Annotated in this window: 21 protein-coding genes; 14 read left to right on the top strand and 7 right to left on the bottom strand. The window is 72.0% G+C overall.

Annotated elements, in window-relative coordinates:
* Positions 1–16 precede the first annotated feature (16 nt).
* The 3 genes from RAH40_RS10810 to RAH40_RS10800 are packed head-to-tail and all read left to right on the top strand — an operon-like array spanning position 17 to position 2569.
* Complete coding sequence (locus tag RAH40_RS10810; protein ID WP_306602127.1) at positions 17–979, top strand: ABC transporter substrate-binding protein; 963 nt, start codon at positions 17–19, stop codon at positions 977–979.
* Positions 980–983: 4 nt separating this feature from the next.
* Positions 984–1790, top strand: coding sequence for an ABC transporter permease (locus RAH40_RS10805; RefSeq protein ID WP_306602126.1), 807 nt, complete (start codon positions 984–986; stop codon positions 1788–1790).
* Positions 1790–2569, top strand: a complete 780-nt coding sequence (locus tag RAH40_RS10800) for an ABC transporter ATP-binding protein (protein ID WP_306602125.1) — start codon at positions 1790–1792, stop codon at positions 2567–2569. Before RAH40_RS10805 ends, RAH40_RS10800 begins: the two co-directional genes overlap by 1 nt.
* A 6-nt stretch (positions 2570–2575) precedes the next feature.
* Here the strand turns inward: RAH40_RS10800 and RAH40_RS10795 are convergent, their stop codons facing one another.
* From RAH40_RS10795 to RAH40_RS10780, 4 genes are all read right to left on the bottom strand, one after another.
* A complete protein-coding gene (locus RAH40_RS10795) occupies positions 2576–3763 on the bottom strand; it encodes a CsgG/HfaB family protein (protein ID WP_306602124.1) in 1188 nt (395 codons plus the stop codon).
* 312 nt (positions 3764–4075) lie between these two features.
* On the bottom strand, positions 4076–6742 hold the full coding sequence (locus tag RAH40_RS10790; RefSeq protein ID WP_306602123.1) for a helicase-related protein: 2667 nt from the start codon (positions 6740–6742) through the stop codon (positions 4076–4078).
* A complete protein-coding gene (locus tag RAH40_RS10785; protein ID WP_306602122.1) occupies positions 6739–7644 on the bottom strand; it encodes an RluA family pseudouridine synthase in 906 nt (301 codons plus the stop codon). The genes RAH40_RS10790 and RAH40_RS10785 overlap by 4 nt, the downstream gene beginning before the upstream one ends.
* The gene (locus RAH40_RS10780) at positions 7641–8408 is read right to left on the bottom strand and encodes an RNA methyltransferase (protein WP_306602121.1); all 768 of its coding nucleotides are present in this window, start codon (positions 8406–8408) and stop codon (positions 7641–7643) included. The genes RAH40_RS10785 and RAH40_RS10780 overlap by 4 nt, the downstream gene beginning before the upstream one ends.
* A 53-nt stretch (positions 8409–8461) precedes the next feature.
* On the opposite strand from RAH40_RS10780, the gene rsmH reads away from it, so the two are divergent.
* From rsmH to RAH40_RS10760, 4 genes are all read left to right on the top strand, one after another.
* Positions 8462–9478: a 16S rRNA (cytosine(1402)-N(4))-methyltransferase RsmH gene (rsmH, locus tag RAH40_RS10775; protein WP_306602120.1), complete on the top strand. Its 1017-nt coding sequence runs from the start codon at positions 8462–8464 to the stop codon at positions 9476–9478.
* Positions 9479–9568: 90 nt separating this feature from the next.
* Complete coding sequence (locus tag RAH40_RS10770) at positions 9569–9706, top strand: hypothetical protein (RefSeq protein WP_306602119.1); 138 nt, start codon at positions 9569–9571, stop codon at positions 9704–9706.
* Between the two features lie 73 nt (positions 9707–9779).
* Positions 9780–11342 carry a serine hydrolase gene (locus RAH40_RS10765; RefSeq protein WP_306602118.1) on the top strand — a complete coding sequence of 521 codons (1563 nt, stop codon included), beginning with the start codon at positions 9780–9782 and terminating at the stop codon, positions 11340–11342.
* A 120-nt stretch (positions 11343–11462) separates the two neighbouring features.
* Positions 11463–11945 carry a Rieske (2Fe-2S) protein gene (locus RAH40_RS10760; protein WP_306602117.1) on the top strand — a complete coding sequence of 161 codons (483 nt, stop codon included), beginning with the start codon at positions 11463–11465 and terminating at the stop codon, positions 11943–11945.
* Here the strand turns inward: RAH40_RS10760 and RAH40_RS10755 are convergent.
* Positions 11928–13541: a B12-binding domain-containing radical SAM protein gene (locus RAH40_RS10755; RefSeq protein WP_306602116.1), complete on the bottom strand. Its 1614-nt coding sequence runs from the start codon at positions 13539–13541 to the stop codon at positions 11928–11930. The genes RAH40_RS10760 and RAH40_RS10755 overlap by 18 nt on opposite strands.
* A gap of 88 nt (positions 13542–13629) precedes the next feature.
* Between RAH40_RS10755 and RAH40_RS10750 the strand changes: the two genes are divergently transcribed.
* Genes RAH40_RS10750 through RAH40_RS10735 form a run of 4 tightly spaced genes read left to right on the top strand, consistent with a single transcriptional unit; the run spans position 13630 to position 16086 of the window.
* Entirely contained in the window at positions 13630–14241 is a 612-nt protein-coding gene (locus tag RAH40_RS10750; protein WP_306602115.1) for a LemA family protein, read from the top strand.
* 5 nt (positions 14242–14246) lie between these two features.
* A complete protein-coding gene (locus tag RAH40_RS10745; RefSeq protein ID WP_306602114.1) occupies positions 14247–14972 on the top strand; it encodes a YgcG family protein in 726 nt (241 codons plus the stop codon).
* Between the two features lie 16 nt (positions 14973–14988).
* Positions 14989–15435, top strand: coding sequence for a TPM domain-containing protein (locus RAH40_RS10740; protein ID WP_306602113.1), 447 nt, complete (start codon positions 14989–14991; stop codon positions 15433–15435).
* 18 nt (positions 15436–15453) lie between these two features.
* Positions 15454–16086, top strand: a complete 633-nt coding sequence (locus RAH40_RS10735; protein WP_306602112.1) for a LysE family translocator — start codon at positions 15454–15456, stop codon at positions 16084–16086.
* On the opposite strand, the gene RAH40_RS10730 is transcribed toward RAH40_RS10735, so the two are convergent.
* Together RAH40_RS10730 and RAH40_RS10725 are read right to left on the bottom strand one after the other, a co-directional pair.
* Positions 16076–16288 carry a hypothetical protein gene (locus RAH40_RS10730; protein ID WP_306602111.1) on the bottom strand — a complete coding sequence of 71 codons (213 nt, stop codon included), beginning with the start codon at positions 16286–16288 and terminating at the stop codon, positions 16076–16078. The two genes, RAH40_RS10735 and RAH40_RS10730, sit on opposite strands and share 11 nt — an antisense overlap.
* 18 nt (positions 16289–16306) lie before the next feature.
* Positions 16307–17047: a tetratricopeptide repeat protein gene (locus tag RAH40_RS10725; RefSeq protein WP_306602110.1), complete on the bottom strand. Its 741-nt coding sequence runs from the start codon at positions 17045–17047 to the stop codon at positions 16307–16309.
* Between the two features lie 366 nt (positions 17048–17413).
* Between RAH40_RS10725 and RAH40_RS10720 the strand changes: the two genes are divergently transcribed.
* The 3 genes from RAH40_RS10720 to RAH40_RS10710 are packed head-to-tail and all read left to right on the top strand — an operon-like array spanning position 17414 to position 20221.
* Entirely contained in the window at positions 17414–18559 is a 1146-nt protein-coding gene (locus RAH40_RS10720) for a 3-oxoacyl-[acyl-carrier-protein] synthase III C-terminal domain-containing protein (RefSeq protein WP_306602109.1), read from the top strand.
* A complete protein-coding gene (gene ubiG, locus RAH40_RS10715) occupies positions 18556–19719 on the top strand; it encodes a bifunctional 2-polyprenyl-6-hydroxyphenol methylase/3-demethylubiquinol 3-O-methyltransferase UbiG (protein WP_306602108.1) in 1164 nt (387 codons plus the stop codon). Before RAH40_RS10720 ends, ubiG begins: the two co-directional genes overlap by 4 nt.
* Before the next feature lie 31 nt (positions 19720–19750).
* Positions 19751–20221 carry a hypothetical protein gene (locus RAH40_RS10710; RefSeq protein ID WP_306602107.1) on the top strand — a complete coding sequence of 157 codons (471 nt, stop codon included), beginning with the start codon at positions 19751–19753 and terminating at the stop codon, positions 20219–20221.
* Positions 20222–20235 lie beyond the last annotated feature (14 nt).

Raw genomic sequence — 20235 nt, 5'->3', positions numbered from 1 at the left:
TCCTCCGGAGTAACCCATGAAGCGTTCCGTCCTGGTCGCAATCCTGGCCCTTGTGGCCGCCAACGCACTCATGGCCCAGGACCTGGTGCGCCTGGGCAACCTCAAGTTCGCCCACTACGGCGCGGTCTCCTATATGAAGGAACTGGCGCCGAAATATGGGCTCCGCATCGAGGAGCGGATGTTCGCCAAGGGCATCGACATCAACCCGGCCATGCTCGCGGGCGAGATCGACGTGAGCGCCAGCGCGGCGGACGCGGCCATCGCTGGGCGGGCGGCGGGCGTGCCGCTCGTGGTGGTGGCGGGCTTCGCCAAGGGCGGGGCGCGCATCGTGGCCCGCACCCAGCTGGGGATCCGCACCGTCGAGGGGCTGAAGGGGAGGAAGGTGGGCGTGGCCCGCGGCGGGGCGCAGGAGCTGCTGCTCCTGGCGGAGCTGGCCAAGCACAATCTCACGTGGGCCGACCAGCCCGGGAAGGACGTGCAGGTCGTGTACCTGGCCTTCCCGGACCTGAACCAGGCCCTCATGTCGGGCAACATCGACGCCATGTGCCAGTCCGAGCCGTACTCCTCCCAGGCCATCCGGCGGGGCTTCGGAACCGAGGTCATGAAGCCCTACGACACCCCCATGGGCGAGCCCGTCCGCGCGCTGGTGATGACCGAGAAGCTCTACCAGCGCCGGGACGTGGCGCTGCGGTTCATGCGGTGCTTCGTGGACGCCACCCGGGCCTTCCTCCAGGACCAGGCCCTCGCCGAGCGCTTCGTGCGGGAGAAGATGTTCAGCAACCAGCTCTCGAAGGAGGAGTACCAGGACGCCATCGGCAACTCGCCCTTCACCTACGACATCACGGTCGAGCACATCCAGGTGACCACGGACCTCATGGCCAAGTACAAGGTCGGCCGCATGGCGAACCCGCCCAGGGCGGCGGACTGGACCCGTCTGGACCTGCTCGCGCAGGCCAAGGCCGACCTGAAGGTGAAGTAGGCCCATGCGGCGCTTCCTTCGCGGCGTCCTGGTGCCCCTGGGGATCCTGCTGACCTGGCAGGCGCTGGCCTCCCTCGGGGTCTTCAACGCCATCATCCTGCCCTCGCCCCTGGCGGTGGCCGCGCGCTGGCTGGCCTACCTGCGGCCGCTGGAGGCCTTCGATCCCGCCGCCATGTCCCGGATCGCGTGGCTGGTGTCGGGGGAGCTGCCCCGGGACGCCTGCGGCAGCCTCTACCGCGTGCTGGTGGGCTTCGCCCTGGGCACGGGCCTCGCGCTGCCCCTCGGGCTGGCCATGGGCTACAGCCGGCTGGCCAATACCCTCTTCGACCCCCTGGTGCAGGTGCTGCGGCCCATCCCGCCCATCGCCTACATCCCCCTTGCCATCCTCTGGTTCGGCCTGGGCAATCCGCCGGCCTTCTTCCTCATCAGCCTGGGGGCCTTCTTCCCGGTGCTGGTGAACACCATCGCCGGGGTGCAGCACGTGGACGGCATCTACCTGCGGGTGGCCCGGAACCTGGGCGCGGGGCGGGCCACCACCTTCCGCCGGGTCATCCTGCCCGCGGCGGCGCCCTACATCATGGCCGGGGCGCGCATCGGCATGGGCACGGCGTTCATCGTGGTGATCGTCGCGGAGATGATCGCGGTGAACAACGGCCTGGGCTACCGGATCCTGGAGGCCCGGGAGTACATGTGGTCGGACAAGATCATCGCGGGCATGTTCACCATCGGCCTCCTGGGCCTGGGCATCGACACCCTCATGAACCGCCTCAGCCGGTGGCTGCTGCGCTGGCACCGCGGACTGGAGCAGTGATGGACGCGCACATCCGGATCCAGGGCGTGGGCAAGCGCTTCGAGGGGGCGGGCCAGACGGTGACGGCCCTGCAGGACATCAGCCTGGACATCGGCAGGGGCGAGTTCGTGTGCCTCCTGGGGCCTTCCGGCTGCGGGAAGTCCACCCTGCTCAACGTCATCGCCGGCTTCATCGGGCCGACCGGAGGGACCGTGACGGTCGACGGCGCCCCGGTCGCCGCGCCCGGGCCCGACCGGGGCATGGTGTTCCAGGAGTACGCCCTCTTCCCCTGGATGACCGTGGAGGCCAACATCGCCTTCGGCCTCGAGATCAAGGGGCGCCCCGCGGCGGAGATCCGGGACACCGTGGGCGGGCTCCTGGCCATGCTGCGCCTGGAGGAGTTCCGGTCCCGGTTCCCCAGGGACCTGTCCGGGGGCATGCGCCAGCGGGTGGCCATCGCGCGGGTGCTGGCCCTGGATTCCCCCATCCTGCTCATGGACGAGCCCTTCGGGGCCCTGGACGCGCTCACGCGCCGCACGCTCCAGGACGAGCTGCTGCGGGTGTGGTCGGAGCTGAGGAAGACCGTGGTGTTCGTCACCCACAGCCTCGAGGAGTCCATCTACCTCGCCGACCGGACGGTGCTCATGACCTACCGCCCGGGCACGGTGAAGCTGGACCTGGCCGTGGACCTGCCGCGGATGCGGGACCCCGCCTCGCCGGAGTTCAACGCCATCAAGAAGGAGGTGGGCGCGCTGCTCATGCAGGAGCAGGCGCGCCACGTGGAGGCGGAGGGGGTGTAGAACCCCCTAAAGGTCCTTCATGATCTCGGCCTTCTTGGCCTTGTAGTCCTCGGGCGAGATCAGGCCCTTCTTCCGCAGCGACTCCAGCCTGGTGAGGCGGTCCTCCGCGGAGGCACCGCCCTTGGCGGCCGCGGGCTCCGGGGCCCGCGCGGGCTCGGCCCTGGGCGCCTCCAGCTCCACCTTGGCGCTGCGGGCGTCCACCTTGGTCATCTCCTCCATCAGGCTGACGGCGCGAAGGCACTCGGCCTCGGCATTGGAGAAGATCTTGTGGGTGGGGTCGGTCTCGCGGGCGGCCTTGAGGAAGGGGAGGGCCGCGGCGTAGTCGCCGAGGATGAACTGGCACATGCCGACGTTGTAGCTGGTGCGGCCGAGGTACTTCGGCTTGCACTTGGGGTCGGTCCTGGCGGCCTCCAGGGCCTCCAGGGACCTGGCCAGGGCGCCGCGGCCGTCCTGCAGCTGCAGGCGCTTGTAGGCGTCCTTCATGCCGTAGTCCTTGTCGTCGTAGAAGATCAGCTTGCGCTGCTCGGTCCAGGACAGGAGCATCTTGTGCACCTGGTCCCTGGCCATGTTCACGGCCATCTCCCGCACCTCGGTGTCCGAGGGGTACTCGGGCCGGCCCTGGGTGGAGGACGTCTCGCGGCTGGGGGACACGGCGATGCGCTGCTGGCTGTAGATGCGGCCCGTGGCCAGGTCCACGGCCTGGATCGACCCGTTGAACTCCACCTGGGTCTTGGAGGTGTACGTGGTGACGGCGGGGTGGTACTCGCCCTTCTTGTCCGTCCAGGCGGCGTCGGTCTTCTGCAGGGGGATGTGCTTGACGTCGGACCGCTGGACCTTCACGAACAGCAGCACGGGGGATCCCAGGAGCCTGCCCAGCTCCACCGCGGTCTTCTCGTCCACGAGGCCCGAGTTGGACAATTTCTGCTCGCCCAGGACCTTCTCGATGTTGCCCCGGTCCAGGACCTCCAGCTGGCCCGAGGACGTGAGGTCGGCGATGCAGGCCGAGAGGAGGTCCTCGGCAGCCGAGTTGTTCACCGGGGCGAAGGCCACGCGCTGGACCTTGATGCCCAGGCCCGGGGGGTGGGTGAGGGTAACCTGGACGTCCGGGTTGATGAGGGCGTCCCAGAACTGGGCATGGGCGGGGAGGGCGAGAGCGCCCGCTGCGAGGACGATGGCGACGGGGCGGAGGTGCATGGGGGTTTCCCTTTCTGGGGTTGGGTGGCGGGCATCGCAGGGAGGAGCGGGGCAAGTTTATCCCAGGTGGTCCGGGAACCTTCCCGCTGCGTGGAACCGGCGTCCCAGGAGGGTGGGGCCTGGGCCGCCGCCTTGACAGGCGGACAGGACGAGGATGCCGGGAAGGGGAACATGGAAATGGCCGCGCATGGGGATCCTCGTGATGGCGCTCCTCGTACAGAGCAATATAAAAAATTAATGCCCACCCAACCAATGTCAAACGCGGAATCCGATGTTGAATGAACTATATATTGAAACTTTCTGGCCTGGCCTTCAGCCCCGGTGGATCACGTGGATCGCGTCCAGCCGGAGCCGGGCTTCCCGCAGGTGCTTGTCCAGGGCCGTCTTCTGCTCGAGCAGACGGGCGAGGTCCCCGGGGCCGACGCCGCCGTTCACCCGGCGCAGGGCCTCCAGCCGCCCGTATTCGCGGTCCAGCTGGGCTGCCAGGTCCTGCCGGGCCTTGGCCAGGAGGCCGGGCGCCCGGCTTTCGACCAACCGGCCAGCCTGCGCCAGCATGCGTGGGAGCAGGTCCTGGCGCACCTCGGGCCGGGACAGGAGGCCATGCCCGGGGGCGGGCCTGGCGCTGCGGGCCAGGAGGGCCCTGGGGAGGGTCCGGGTGAGGTCGCGGCCCTGGGCGTCCACCACCACGCGCAGGGGCGTGGGGGGCAGGAAGCGGTCCACGTGGAGGTGGGGCGGGGCGGCGCAGGCCAGGACGTAGACGGCCTCCAGGTAGAGGCCCGAGCCCTTGGGATCCGGCCACCGGCTGAAGCAGGAGGTCCCCCTGGCGCCGCCCAGCAGGAGGTCCAGGGTCCCGCTCACCAGGGGGTGGTCCCAGGTGAGGAACTGGAGGTCCTCCCGGGCCAGGGCCCGCTCCCGGTCGAAGGTGACGGTGAGGCCCTCCGCGGACAGGCCGGGCAGGGCCTCGGCCAGGACGCCCATGGAGCCCAGCTGGTAGGTGCGGGGCCCCAGTTCCTCCACGTCCACGAGGAGGTGCTCGAACACCGTGAGCAGGAAGCCCTCCAGGGCGCGGTCCCCGTCCTGGCGCCGGAGCTCGGCCACCAGGTCCGCGCAGGCCGCGGGGCGGAAGGAGTTCAGCTCCAGCAGCCGGTCCCGGCCCCGCTCCAGGCGGTCGCGGAGCTCCTCCCGGGCGGCGCGGGTGGCCTCCACCAGCGCCGCGGTGTCGCCGGTCCGGGCGAGGCGGTCCCGGAACCGCTCCAGGAGCTCGCGTCCGCCGTGGAGGTTGGAACGGAAGGCGTCCAGGCCCTCGTGGTACCAGCGCGCCAGCACCTCGTGGGCGCCGCCGGTGGGGTAGGGGACGTGGAGCTCCACCTCCCGGGTCTGCCCGATGCGGTCCAGGCGCCCGATGCGCTGTTCCAGGAGGTCGGGATCCAGGGGGAGGTCGTAGAGGACGAGGTGGTGGGCGAACTGGAAGTTGCGGCCCTCGCTGCCGATCTCGGAGCAGAGGAGGAGCCGCGCCCCCTGGGGCTCGGCGAACCATGCCGCGTTGCGGTCCCGCTGAACCAGGGTGAGGCCCTCGTGGAAGACGGCCATCTTCACCTGCACCCGGAGCTTCAGGGCCTGGTGGACGGCCTCGGCCTGGGCCCGGGTGGCGCAGATGAGCAGGACCTTGTCCGGGGTGGAGCGAAGGAGGTCCGCCAGCCAGTCCAGGCGCGGATCGCGGGGGGCGGGGGCCAGGGGCGCCATGTGCACCACGCGGCCCGGGAAGCCCGCGACGGCGGCGCGGGTGTTGCGGAACATCACGCGGCCGGTGCCGTGGCGGTCCAGGAGGGCGTCCAGGGCCTCGGCGCGGGCCTCCTCCAGGCGCGAGCCCAGGTCCTCGCCCAGCAGGGCGGCCAGGTCCGCCGCCAGGGCCGGGGACAGGGGGCCGGGGGCCAGGAGGCCCGCGGCCAGGTCGGCGATGGCGCGGTAGTCCGCGGCCTGGCGCAGGTAGGCGTCCAGGTCGTGGAAGCGGTCCGGATCCAGGAGCCGCAGCCGCGCGAAGTGGCCGGGGACGCCCAGCTGCTCCGGGGTGGCCGTGAGGAGGAGGAGCCCGGGCACGGCGGCGCCCAGGGCTTCCACCACGCCGTAGGCCGCGCCCTCCAGGTGGTGCGCCTCGTCCACCACCAGCAGGTCCCAGCCCGCCTCCAGGGCCTGCCGGGCCCGGTCCGGGCTTCCGGTGAGCAGGCCCAGGCCGCACAGCACCAGCTGATCGTCCAGGAAGGGGTTGGCGCCCCCGGCCTCCAGGGCCACGCAGCGCTCCTCGTCGAAGATGTGGAACCAGAGGTTGAAGCGCCGGTACAGCTCCAGGAACCACTGGTGCACCAGCGAGTCCGGCAGGAGGACCAGGACCCGCGCGGCGCGGCCCGTGAGCAGCAGGCGGTGCAGGATCAGGCAGGCCTCGATGGTCTTGCCCAGGCCCACCTCGTCGGCCAGCAGCACCCGCGGCGCCAGGCGCCCCGTCACCTCGGAGGCGATGTGGAGCTGGTGGGGGATCAGCTCGATGCGGCCCCCCGCGAATCCGCGCACCGGGGACCGGCGCCGCCGGTGCTGGTGCTCCAGTCCCGCCACGCGCAGGGCGAAGGCCTCGGGACCTTCCTGGCCCCCGGCCACCAGGCGCTGCAGGGGGTCGCTGAAGGAGAGGCGGTCGCCGAGGTCGGCCTCGGGCAGTTCGCGGCCCCCGCCCAAGTAAACCAGGAGTCCCGAGCGCAGCGCGACCGCCTCCACCACCAGGTCCTGGTCCAGGCGGTCCCGCACGGTGTCCCCGGCCAGGAACTCGACGCGGCGCAGGGGGGCCTGGTCGCTGGCGTACTCCCGGGTCTCGCCGGTGGCGCCGAAGTGCACGGTGACGGTGCGGGCCGTGGCCAGGCGCACCGTGCCTAGGCCCAGGTCGGGCTCGGTCTGGCTGATCCAGCGCTGGCCGGGAAGGAAGGGGGGGTTCATGGCGTGGGCCCGCTTCGCGACCGGAGCCGCTCGGGCGGTTCCGCCCGCAGGTCCATGGGCAGCCCCGTGACCGGATGCCGGAAGGCGAGGCGCTCGGCGTGCAGAAGGTAGCCCAGGTCCCCCGGCAGCGCTACGAGGTCCTCCCGGGGCAGGCCTCCGGGGGCGTAGAGGGGGTCGCCTGCCAGGGGATGGCCCACGGAGGCCAGGTGGATGCGGATCTGGTGGGGGCGGCCGGTGTGGAGGTCCACCTCCATCAGGGCGGCGTCCCCGCGCCGCTCCAGGACGCGGGCGACGCTGCGGGAGGCCTTGCCCCCGGGGCTGGCGGCGAAGACCGTGCCCAGCCAGGGGTGGGGCACGGGGCCGATGGGGGTCCGGATGTCCAGCTCGTCCCAGGCGGGGTCGCCGGCCGCCAGGGCGCGGTAGCGTTTTTCCACGCGGTGCTCGCGCCAGGCGGCCTGCAGCGCCGCCCCGGCTTCGGGGGTGCGGCCGAAGAGCACGAGGCCCGAGGTGCCCCGCCCGAGGCGGTGCATGGGGCTGCACCCGGGGTAGCGGGCCCGCACCAGGGCCATGAGCGTGTGCTCCAGGAAGCCGCCCCCGGGCAGGGTGGGCAGGCCCGAGGGCTTCACCACGGCCAGGAGGAAGGCGTCCTCGTGGACCACCTGGATGTCCAGGTCCACCTCCGGCTCCTCCCAGGGGGGGCGGTGCCAGGCCAGTTCCTGGCCAGGGGCGAGGACCGCTGCGGGATCGGGGGCGCGGCCGTCCAGCTCCACCTCGCCCCCCTCGATGCGCTCCCGCCACCGCTCTGGGGTGGAGTGGGGGTGGTGGCGCGCGAAGTGCTCCAGGACGGTGAGGCCGCCCCGCTGCACCCGCTCCCGGTAGCAGAAGCCGGCGTTGAGGGTCACGGGCCCACCATGCGGTGCATGAGGATGGCGCCGGCGGCGGCGACGTTGAGACTGTCCACGCCCGGGGCCATGGCGATGCCCACGGTGCGGCCGCAGCGGGCCAGGTCCGCCTCCGAGAGGCCCGGGCCCTCGGGGCCCAGCACCAGGGCGGTGCGGGCCGCGGGGCGCCAGGCGCGGACGTCCTCGCCGCCCAGGGCGGCGGCGACCACCTCGCCGCCCTCCGCCTTCCAGCCTTCGAGGGCCTCCCACACGTCGTCGCGGCGCCAGACGGGGAGCTTCCAGGCGGTGCCCATGGACACGCGGATCACCCGGCGGCTGAAGGGGTCGGGCCCGGGTCCCTGGAGGACCCCGTCCAGGCCCAGGGCGGCCGCGGTGCGCAGGAGCTGGCCCAGGTTCTCGGCGTCGGAGACGCTGGGCAGCGCCAGCAGGCGCCGGCAGGCCCGCAGGCGATCCTGGCCGGGCGGATCGGGCACCCGGGCCGCGGCCATGAGGCCCCGGTGGAAGGGGAAGCCCGCGAGGGCCTCCACCTCCGCGGGCGTGGCGACGATCAGCTCGGCGCCCTCCGGCAGCAGGGGGCGCACGGCGTCCGCCGAGGCGGTCTCGGCCAGGACGGCCACCACCTCCACCTTCCCGGCGCGGCCCCAGGCCAGGAGGTCCTCCACGAGGATCCGGCCCTCGGCCACGAAGCAGGCCCCGCGGGGGTGGTTCCGCTGGCCCGCGAAGCGGAGGTCCTGGAAGAGGGGCCAAGGGTCGGGGAGGGTCATGGCTTCATCATAGCTGTTCCCCGGGAGGGGCCGGTCTGGTCCAGAATCAAGGGATGACCGATGCCCCGCCCCCGAGACAACGCCGGATCCGCTACAAGGGCACCCACCCCCGGCGGTTCGAGGAGAAGTACAAGGAGCTGAACCCCGACCTGCATGCCGCGGAACTGCAGAAGGTCATGGACCGCGGGCAGACGCCGGCGGGGACCCACCGGCCCATCTGCGTGGCGGAGATCCTGGCGTGCCTGGATCCGCGGCCCGGCGAGGTGGGGCTGGACGCCACCCTGGGCTACGGCGGCCACGCCCAGGAGCTGCTGGCCCGGATCCAGCCCGGGGGCAGGCTCTTCGGCGTGGACGTGGATCCGCTGGAGCTGCCGCGCACCGAGGCCCGCCTGCGGGCCCTGGGGTTCGGCGAGGACGTCCTGGTGGTCAAGCGCATGAACTTCGCGGGGCTCCCCGCGCTCCTGCCGGAGACCGGCGGGGGCCTGGACTTCGTCCTGGCGGACCTGGGGGTCTCCAGCATGCAGATCGACAACCCCGCCCGGGGCTTCACCTACAAGAGCGACGGCCCCCTGGACCTGCGGCTCAACCCCAACCGGGGGCGGTCCGCCGCGGCCCTGCTGAAGGCCCTGGCCCGGGAGGACCTGGCGGCGCTCCTGGTGGAGAACTCCGACGAACCCCACGCCGAGGCCATCGCCGCCGCCCTGGACGGGCAGGACGTGGCCACCACGACGCAGCTGGCGCGGCTGGTGCGGGGCGTCCTCCCCGAGGACGAGGCGCGCGCGAGCCTGCAGCGCACCTTCCAGGCCCTGCGCATCGCCGTTAACGACGAGCTCAAGGTGCTGGACCAGTTCCTGTCCCTGCTGCCCATGGCGCTGAAGCCGGGGGGGCGCGTGGCCATCCTCACCTTCCACTCGGGCGAGGACCGTCGGGTCAAGAAGGCCTTCCTGGAAGGCCACCGGGCGGGCGTCTACCGGGACGTCGCCCCGGAGCCCATCCGCCCCTCGTTCCAGGAGCGCCATGACAATCCGCGTTCCTCGTCGGCCAAGCTGCGCTGGGCCGTCAAAGATTAGTCTGGAAAAAGCCGACCCCTGCGCGCCTTTGGGGCCATGCTGGGTGGGAAGGTCCGCGCCGCTGTCGGAGGGGACCCTCAAGGAGAAAGCATGTCCAACGACAAGAAGCCGAAGAAGGCCAAGCCGGCCGTGATCCACGGTGCCACCAGCCGCGGCAACGACCTCGCCAGCAAGCTCGCCGAGCCCGTGAAGAAGGCCGCGGCGGCGCCGGCCAAGAAGAAGAAGTAGCTTTCCCGCCGCCCCGCGTTGACCCGCGGGGCGGTGCGGGGAGTACCATGGGCGGGCATCCCCGGAGTCCGCCATGACCTTTCCAACCCGCTGGTTCCCGCCGGCGCTGATCCTCGCCCTCCCCCTCGCCGCCCAGGCGGACCTCGACCGCGCCGTGGAGCGCACCCGCGCGGCCTTCAACGTGCCCGGCATCGCCGTGGCGGTGGTGCAGGACGGCAAGGTCGTCCTGGCCAAGGGCTACGGCGTGCGCAGGCTGGGCGACCCGGCCCCCGTGACCCCGCGAACCCTCTTCGCCATCGCCTCCAACACGAAGATCTTCACGGCCTCGGCCCTGGCCATGCTCGTGGACGAAGGGAAGCTGGCCTGGGACGACCGGGTCGTGGACCGCCTCCCGGGCTTCCAGATGAGCGATCCCTACGTCACCCGGGAGATGCGGATCCGGGATCTGCTGTGCCACCGCAGCGGCCTGGGGCTCGGGGCCGGGGACCTGATGTTCTTCCCGCCGACGGACCTCACCGGGGAGGAGATCGTCCACCGCCTGCGGTTCGTGCCGCTGGCCACGAGCTTCCGGAGCGCCTACGCGTACGACAACATCCTCTACACGGTGGCGGGCGAGGTGATCCGGGCCGTCTCGGGCCGGCCCTGGGCGGAGTTCATCCGGGAGCGCTTCTTCGGGCCGCTGGGCATGGCCTCCAGCCGCACCAGCATCCGGGACGTGCGGACCGGGGACGACGTGGCCGCGGCCCACGCCATGGACGGCGACAAGCTTGCGCCGGTGGAACACGATGTCATGGACAACAGCGCCCCGGCCGGGGCCATCGTCGCCTCCGCCGAGGACCTGACGCGCTGGGTGCGGGCGCTGCTGGCCAAGGGGGACCTGGGCGGCGGCAGGCGCCTGTTCAGCGAGAAGCGGGCCCGGGAGCTGTGGACGCCCCTGACCCTGATCCCCCACGGCGAACCCCCCGCGGCGCTGGCCGAGGCGCGGTCCGATTTCCTGGCCTACGCCATGGGCGAGGACGTGCGGACCTACCGCGGCCACCTCCTGGTCTCCCACACCGGCGGCCTGAAGGGCATGGTCACGGAGGTGAGCATGGTGCCGGGGCGCAACCTGGGCGTCATCGTGCTCACGAACCAGGAGGAGGGCGCCGCCTTCAAGGCCGTCACGAACACGGTGCTGGACCACTACCTGGGCGCGCCGCCCAAGGACTGGGTGGCGGCCTTCCAGGAGGTGAGGGCGGCCCAGAAGGCCCGGGCGAAGGAGGAGGTCGCCAAGGCCGCCGGGACCCGCAACGCCGCCTCGAAGCCCGCCCTGCCCCTGGAGGGCTATGCGGGGCGCTACCGGGACCCCTGGTACGGGGACGTCCTCGTGGAGGCCTCCGGCGGGAAGCTGGCCATGCGGTTCACCCACACCCCGGGCCTTTCGGGAACGCTGGAGCACTGGCAGTACGACACCTTCGTGGTGCGTTGGAAGGACCGCACCCTCGACGCGGACGCCTACGTCACCTTCTCCCTCGACGCCGCCGGGAAGGTGGCCCGGGTGGCCATGAAGGCCGTTTCGCCGTCCACGGACTTCAGCTACGACTTCCACGACCTGGCCCTGGCCCCCGTCGCCCCGGGAGCTCCGGAGCGCTGGTAGGGACCGGATGGGGCGCTATTCCCGAAGCGGATCTGGAGGGACCCCCTTCCCGGATGGATGCTGGGCCATCCCTCCCCCGCGGCGGGGGAGGGCCGAACCCGACCCCCCCTGGGAGAAGCCATGTCTGCGCCCGAAACCACCCTCCAACTCGACCGCCGGACCTTCTGCCTGGGCGCCGCCGTGTGCGGCATGGCCCTGGCCTGCGGCTGCGGGGGAGGCGGAGGAGGCTCCACCGCCGCCCCCCCTCCGCCGCCTCCCGCCGGGGGCGTGACGACCCAGGACACCAAGGCTGCCCTCCTGGCCGCCCCCGACGGCACGGTCCGCGACTACCGGAACCTGGCGAACTTCTTCCTCATCAAGGACGCCTCGGGCATCTACGCCATGACCGCCATCTGCACCCACCAGGGCTGCACCGTGGACCTCCCGGCGGGCACGAAGATCACCTGCCCCTGCCACGGCAGCCAGTACGACCTCTCCGGCGGCAACCTCCTGGGGCCCGCGGTCAACCCCCTGGTCCACTTCGCGGTGACCGAGGCCGCTCCTGGCGGCGCGCTGGTGGTGCACGTGGACCAGACGGTGGCGGCCTCAGCGAGGCTCAGCTAGGCAGGCTTCGCCGTCCCTGAAGTGGAGGATCCGCTCCCCGGGGTCCGCGGGCAGGACGAAGGACAGGTCCTCCAGCTCGGTGATGCCCGCGGCGAGCTGGTCCAGGAGGAGGGCGGGGTCGTGGGCGAAGAACCCGCTGCACGGGCCCGCCAGCGGCTCCCGCCGCGCCTCGGCGTCGGCGAGGCGCGCCGAGAGGCCGAACCAGGTGATGAGGTCCGCGGCCACGGAACCCTGGGCCTCCAGCCCGAGGGCTTCGAACTGGGCCGTGATGAAGTCGCGCTGCAGGCCGATGACGTCCCCGGACCCGGGGTGGTCCGCGAAACGGCGGAAGAGTTCGGAGGGCTCCAGGCCCAGGGCGCCCTGGACGATGGCGAACCAGGGCACCGCCTTGCCGTCGTTGTAGAAGGTGTCGCAGGCCCGGGCGATGCGCGCGGCCTGGGCCAGGTCCTCCGGCGGGAACCCCGGGGAGGCGGTGACCAGGTAGGGGTTCGCCGCCTGGTGCTCCAGGCCGAAGGAGGCCGCCGTCTCGAAGAGCCGGGTGCCCGGCAGCACCGCCAGGCAGAAGATGTCCAGGTGGTTGGGCGCCAGGCCCAGGGCGTAGTCGAGGCTGGCCTTGAAGCCCTCCAGGTCGTCCCCGGGCAGGCCGTAGATGAGGTCGAAGCCGTAGGTGGCGCCGGCGCGGTGGAGCAGGAGGACCCGGCTCTCGAATTCATCCGGGTCGATGCGGCGGTTGATGTTTCTCAGCACGGCGTCGTGGGCGCTCTGGAGGCCGATCTGGAGGGTGCAGCGGATGGACGCGAACAGCCTGGCCAGTTCGCGGTCGATGAACTCGGTGCGGATCTCGAAGAAGAAGTGGATGGCCGGCGCCTCGGCGGCGATGAGGCGCAGGACCTCCTTGGCCCGGGCGCGGTCGAAGTTGAACGTGGGGTCCAGCACGAAGATCTGGCTGACGCCCTTGGCCTCGAACAGGCGCAGTTCGGCCTCCACCCGCTCCATGGGGACGCGGCGGGTGCCCGTGCCTCCCCGGGACTCGAAGCAGAAGTCGCACTTGAAGGGGCAGCCCCGGCTCAGCTCCCAGAGCTGGCCCGGGTAGGCCGAAGGGTCCAGGGTCCCGTCCAGGTAGGGGCTGGGGAGCGCGGCCAGGTCCGCCACGGGGGCCGGGCGGAGGGTGGCCTGGAGGGCGCGGGGGTCCTGGCCCCGGAGCAGGTGCTTGACGGCCTCAACGATGAGGTCCTCGCCCTCCCCGGGGAGCACCAGGTCCATGGAGGGGTCGCCCAGGACGCCCTCGGGGTCCGCGGTGGCCTCCGAGCCGCCCGCGAAGATCACCAGGTCCGGCCGGCGCGCCCGCAGGACCCGGGCCACGGCCATCGTCAGGTCGCGGTTCCAGAGGTACATGGAGAACCCCACCCACCGGGGGGCGTCCTCCAGGATCCGGTCGGCGCAGGCCTCGGGGGTCTGGTCCAGGTAGAGGTCCAGCACCCGCACGGCGACTTCGGCGCCGAAGGAACGCCGCAGCACGGAGGCCAGCATGGCCGGTCCCAGGGGCACGGCCCGGGCCGAGGCTTCCAGATGTATGGCCACCAGAACCAGATCCATGCGTGCGGGCCCCCCACCTGCATCATAGGCGGGTCCCGCTGCGAAAGGGCAATGGGGGTATGCTGGCAGGGCAATCATCGGAGGCAACATGGGACTGGGCGGAAAGATCGCTTTGGGGTGCGGCGGCATCCTGGTGCTGTTCCTCGTGATCCTGGGGCTGAGCGCCGTGGGCTCCTACAATTCCCTCAACAGCCTCGGCCAGGGCGTGGACGCCCAGTGGGGGCAGGTGGAGAACGTCTACCAGCGCCGGGCCGACCTGGTGCCCAACCTCGTGGCCACGGTGAAGGGCGCCGCGGCCTTCGAGAAGGACACCTTCACGGCCGTCACCGAGGCCCGCGCCAAGGTGGGCCAGATCAACCTGGGCGGCAAGGCCCCGGCCACCCCCGAGGCCCTGGCCTCCTTCCAGAAGGCCCAGGAGGGCCTGGGCTCGGCCCTCTCCCGGCTCATGGTCGTGGTGGAGAAGTACCCCGACCTCAAGGCCACCCAGAACTTCCGTGAGCTGCAGGCCCAGCTGGAGGGCACGGAGAACCGCATCGCGGTCGAGCGCATGCGCTTCAACCAGGCCGCCCAGGCCTTCAACACGAAGCGCAACAGCTTCCCCACCCTGCTCATCGCCGGGTTCTTCGGCGACCGGTTCCGTGACAAGGCCTACTTCAAGGCCCAGGCCGGCTCCGAGACCGCGCCCAAGGTCGCCTTCTAGCCGCCATGCGGCGCCTCCTGGTCCTGCTCTGCCTGCTGGCGGGGATCCTCGGGGCCGCGCCCCCGCCGTCCCCCACCCGGTGGGTGACGGACGGCCCCGGCCTCCTGTCGCCCGCGGTGCGCACCGGCCTGGACCGGCGCCTGGAAGCCTACCAGCAGGGCACGGGCCACCAGGTGCTGGTGTGGATCGGCGAAACCACCGGCGGGGACCCGCTGGAGGACTGGACCGTCAAGGCCTTCGCGGCCTGGAAGGTGGGCCGCAAGGGCCTGGACGACGGGCTGGTGCTGTTCGTCCTGGCCGCGGACCACAAGGTGCGCATGGAGGTGGGCTACGGCCTGGAGGGGCAGGTGCCCGACGTGGTGGCCTACCGCATCATCCAGGAGAGCATCATCCCCGGACTGAAGGCCGGCGACCCGGACAGGGCGATCACGGAGGGGGTGGACCGCATCCTCAAGGTGGCGGGGGGCGACGCCGCCGCGGCGAAGGCCCGGCGCCCGCAGGGAGGCTCCTTCGATTTCGCCTCGCTGGGCCTCGGGACGAAGATCATCATCGGGCTGCTGGCGCTGGCCTTCCTGGGGCTGCTGGCCACCCACCCGTCCATGGCCATCTACCTCCTGCTCGACATCCTCACCTCGGGCCGGGGTGGCGGGGGGGGCGGGGGAGGCGGCGGAGGCGGGTTCTCCGGCGGCGGGGGCAGCTCCGGCGGCGGGGGGGCATCGGGATCATGGTGAAGCGCGGAGGACCGTCATGTGGGGCATGAGCCGCAGGCGCCTGAGGCAGTGCGTGGACGCCGGGAAGGTGGTCGAGGCCATCCGGGAGGCGGAGCGCGCCTCCTCAGGCGAGGTCCGGGTGTCGGTGTCCCGGTTCTTCTGGGGCGATGTGGAGAAGGCGGCCGCCAGGGCCTTCAGCCGGCTCCACATGGAGGCCACCGCCGACCGCAACGGCGTCCTCATCTTCGTGGTGCCCAGCCGCCGGCGTTTCGTGGTGCTGGGGGACGCGGGCATCCACGCCAAGGTGGGGCAGGCCTTCTGGAACGATGTGGCCGCATGTCTGACCGCCCAGTTTGCCCGGGGCGCCTTCACCGAAGGACTGGTGGAGGGGATCCACCTGGTGGGGGTCCGGCTGGCGGAGCATTTCCCCTGGGGGGGCGAGGCCGACCGGAACGAGCTGCCGGACGACGTGGACTTCCGGTAGTCCGCGGTATATTTCCCCATGGTCGTCGCCATCCTCGTCGGATTCGCCTTCGGTTTCATCGGGTCCATGCCGGTGGCGGGGCCCATCGCCCTGCTGGTGCTCCGGCTGGGGCTCAACCAGGACGCCCGCCATGCCCGCTTCGTGGCCATCGGCGGGGCGGTGGCGGAAGGGATCTATTCCCTGGCGGCCTTCTGGGGCCTCAGCACGGTCCTGGACCGGCACCCCCGGGTCCTGCCCGCCAGCAGGGTCGTGGGCGCCGTCCTCTGCCTGGTCCTGGGCATCATCCTCCTGCTGCACAAGCCCAAGCCCGGCCCTCCGCCGGGCCAGCCGGAACGCCGGAAGGGCACCAAGCGCAGCCTCCTGGGCGGCTTCCTCCTCACGGCCCTGAACCCCACGCTGCTGGTCACCTGGACCGCGGCCCTGGCGGCCCTCCACGCCACGGGCCTCGTCACGCTGTCCCCCGAACGGGCCGTGCCCTTCGCCCTGGCGGTGTTCCTGGGGATCGTCTGCTGGTTCTCCACGCTCCTCTGGCTGGTGAGGAGGTTCAAGGGGCGGTGGAGCCCCGCCTCGGTGGAATGGTTCATCAAGGGCATGGGGGCCGTCCTGGTGGGCGCCGCGGGCGTGGTGCTGCTCCGCGCCCTTACCGGGTGAGCCTGCGCCACCGGGTGCGCAGGCCCCACGCAAGGTAGGCGAGGGCCGAATTGCCGCGCCGGTCCCCGATCCTGCGCTCGACGGCGACGGGGCGATCCTCCTGGCGGCGGTCGGTCTTCCGCCGTTCCTCCTGGTGGATGGCGTGCAGCACGAGCCCGAAGAAGACGATGACGACGAGGATGAAATAGAGGGTGTCCAGCAAGGCCGCCTCCGACAGGATCTATCTTGCCACCGTCTCCGCGGGGCGGCCCGCCCCGAGTGCCTCCGCCCGCCGCCGGCCCTGCTCGAGCTGGTCCGGCGTGAGATCCCGCTTGAGGGTCTCCAGGGGCTGGGCGACCTGGCGGTTCCCGCCGGCCTCGGCGCGCGTGAGCCAGGCGTAGGCTTCCGTGGGGTCCCGGGGAACCCCCTCCCCCACGGCGTACATGAGCCCCAGGCAGCCCTGGGCGTAGGCATCGCCCTGGACGGCGGCCCGTTGGAGCCAGGTGCGGGCCTCCTGCAGGTCCCTGGGCACGCCCTCGCCCAGGTAGTACTTCACGCCGAGCTTGACCTGGGCGTCCAGGTCCCCGCGCTGGGCGGCCATGACGAAATACCGGAGGGCCTGGTCGGGGTCGCGGGACACGCCGTCGCCATCCTCGTGCATCATGCCGAGGATCATCATGGATTTCGCATCTCCCCCCGCCGCGGCCCGGAGATACCAGGCCACGGCCTCCCGCACATCGGCCGGAACGCCTTCGCCCAGGAAGAACATGGAGGCGACCCGGGCCTGGGCCTCGGTGTCCCCGCGCTCCGCGGCGCCCAGGCAGGTGAGGAACGCAAGGGAGGGAGCGGGCGCGCCCCCCGTCACCCGCGTGAGGGGAATGGGGCCGGCCCCGTTCTGCCGGGAGGACGGCGTCACGGGACCGGCCACCAGGAGGCAGAAAGGCAGGCAGGGAAGGAACAGGGACCGCACCCGCATCTGCATGGCATCTCCATCGGCAAGTCAGCGAAGAGTCCGGGTCCCACGCGAGCTGGCCTCGACTCCTGGTTGGACTATCGGCAGGCCCCGGGCCGGGAGATAGCGGCATATTCGCGCAGGCGCCTGGGCGGCCCGGCCCGGGAGCTGAGACCGGTTGAGGGGTCTCGCGGAATCTTACGAGTGGACGCAAGCGCTGGGAATGTAGGGCCTGACGGACATCCCCGGGGCGGGCGGCTTCCGGGCCCCGCTTTGATTGTTAAAAAAAGAGCAATTTTTCAGGACAGGCCCATTATTGACCTGGGCGTGCATGCCCATCCTGGGCATTCCCTTTCCCCGACCGGCAGGCGCTTGAATTCCATGAGGCAGGCTTCCATGACCCAGCTCCCGATCCTTCTCCAGGGTTTCCAGAATCAGTCTCCCACGCACCAGGCCGCCCAGGGGGACATCCTGGAGTGGATCGCCGCGGCCCACGCCCGGGCGGAACTCACGCTCCAGCGCCCGGACTCGGAGGAGGCGCGGGAGGCGCTGACCCGGAAGCTGAAAAAGCTGGTGCTTCGCTTCGGGTGCAGCACCGACCGCATCAGCGCCCGGGGCGCCTTCCTGGACGATTTCACCCACACCGACTGGGACCGCATGCGGATCTTCCGGCTGAACGAATTCCCCTCGGGCAGGCCCTGCGGGGAGCGGAGCCGGTTCTACGGGGAGGTGTGCGGGCGCGTCTTCGAATCCTTCTACACCGACGAGCTGGAGCCGCCGCCGGTGATCATGCACGTCACCTGCACGGGCTACGTCTCCCCCAGCGGCGCCCAGCGCCTGGTGGCGCACCGCGGGTGGGGACGCTCCACGGAGGTGATCCACGCCTACCACATGGGCTGCTACGCCGCGATGCCAGCCATCCGGCTGGCGGCGGGGCTCCTGGAGCGGGGGAAGGCCAGGGTGGACGTGGTCCACACCGAGCTGTGCACGCTGCACATGGATCCCGCCCAGCACCAGCCCGAGCAGCTGGTGGTGCAGACCCTGTTCGCCGACGGCGCGATCCGCTACTCCGTCTCCCGGGCGGAGGGGCCCGGTCTCGAGCTCCTGGCCACCCGCGAGGAGATCGCGCCGGAGACCACGGACGCCATGACCTGGATGGTCTCCGATTCCGGCATGCAGATGACCCTGAGCCGCAAGGTGCCGGACTACATCCGCGCGGCCCTCGGCCCCTTCCTGGACGATCTGGCGGCGGGCGCGGGCCGCACGGCCGGAGCTCTTTTCCGGGACGCGGTCTTCGCCATCCACCCCGGGGGCCCCCGGATCATCGACGAACTCGCCGAGCACCTGGGCCTGCGCCCCGCGCAAGTGGAGGCCAGCAACGCCATCCTTCGCGACCACGGGAACATGTCCTCGGCGACCCTGCCCCACGTGTGGCAGGCCATCCTGGCCGACGCCGCCGTGGCGCCCGGGACCCTCGTCGTCTCCCTGGCCTTCGGGCCCGGGCTCACCATCGCGGGCGCCCTCCTCCGGAAGGCGGGGTGAGCGCGCCGGCCCTGGCCCTGCTCCCCTTCGCCCTGCAGGGGCTGACCATGGGCGTGGACGAGTTCGGTTTCCACCGGTGGCGGGACGTGCCCCGGTGGGAATGGGCGGGCCACCTGCTGGATACCGCCGTGTTCCTGGCGTGCCTGACGCTGCCGCTGGTCCTGGCGCCGACCGGGGGTCACCTTCGCGCCTACGGGGCGCTGGCGGCCTTCTCCTGCCTGCTGATCACCAAGGACGAGTTCGTCCACCAGCGCCTGTGCACGGCCTGGGAGCACTGGGTGCACGCCGTGCTGTTCATCCTGCACCCCCTGGTCCTGCTGGCCACCGCCTGGGTGTGGGTGGCCGGCGGCCCCCGGGGGGCGCTGGGCCTCCAGGTCGCGCTCGTGGGCGCCTTCCTCGTGGTGCAGGCCCTGGCGGGGGCGGGCCGGCGGCGCCGGCCGGAGATCGACAATCGCGTCTACGACAGCCTGGGGGAGCGCTGGTACGAGGCCGACGACGATCCCGTGGCCCTCCTGCGGGCGGAGTCCCGCCTGCGCACCGCCTGGATCCTCGGGGAGCTGCCCGCGGCCTCGCACGTCCTGGACGTGGCCTGCGGGGCGGGGTTCCTGGCCAACCCCCTGGCGGCGGCGGGCCACCGGGTCACGGGCATCGATCTGTCCGGGGAGAGCCTGGCCGTGGCCCGCGGGCACGACCCCACCGGGACCGTGGCCTACCTCCCCATGGACGCCCGGAGCCTGGCCTTCCCCGACGGGCGCTTCGACGTGGTGTGCATGATGGATTTCCTCGAGCACCTCGAGGAACGGGACGCGGTGATCCGGGAGGCGGCCCGGGTCCTGAAGCCGGGCGGGTGGTTCTATTTCCACACCTTCAACCGGACCCCGCTGGCCGGCCTCGTGGCCATCCAGGGGGTGCGGCTCTTCGTGCGGAACACGCCGGAGCACATGCACGTGTACCACCTGTTCCTCAAGCCCTCGGAGCTGCGCGGCATCTGCGGCCGCCACGGGCTGGCCGTCGACACGCTGCGGGGCGTGCGCCCCCGGATCCTCTCGCGGGCCTTCCTGGGGCTGCTGGCCACCGGCAGGGTCGGGGACGGGTTCGAGTTCCTCTTCACCCCGTTCCTGGGCATGGGGTACTGCGGCCGGGCGGTGAAGGGGGACTGACTATACTGGAGGCCTGACTCCGAGGTCCTCCATGGCGTTCCTGCTCCAGCTGCCCCCCTGGCCCCACAAGGTGGACGGCGGCGTCCTCCTCCTGGTGGCCGCGCTCTTCCTGGCCTCGGTGCTGGCCCACCGCTACTGGCGGGCCAAGATCCGCCTGGAGGACGAGCTGGAGGCCCGGGACCTGGACGCCCGGCGCGCCTTCGAGCGCTACCGCGAGGCCTTCCGGGGTCTGACGGCGCCCGCGGCCTTCGTCGACCGGGTCTCGGGGCTGGTGATGGAGGCCACCCCGGGCTGGGCCGGCAAGGGCCTGCCCGGGCCCGGAGACGTGATCTTCCTGGAGGACCCCGCCCTGGAGGCGGCGTGGCGGGGGATTCCCGCCCCCGGGCCCGACCACGTGCCCGCGGGCCCCGGACCCCTGACCCTCCGGGGGCGGGCCTTCACGGCCATCTGCCTGGGCGGGGCCAGCCTGGGGGTGGTGCTCCTGGTGCCAAGAGAGGGCTGAAAAGAGGCCTTCCC

Origin of the sequence: Geothrix sp. 21YS21S-2 (assembly GCF_030846775.1) — a bacterium.
Taxonomy (GTDB): Bacteria; Acidobacteriota; Holophagae; order Holophagales; family Holophagaceae; genus Mesoterricola.
Note: the sequence above shows the minus strand (reverse complement) of the source record. Positions and strands in the feature narration are given on the sequence as shown.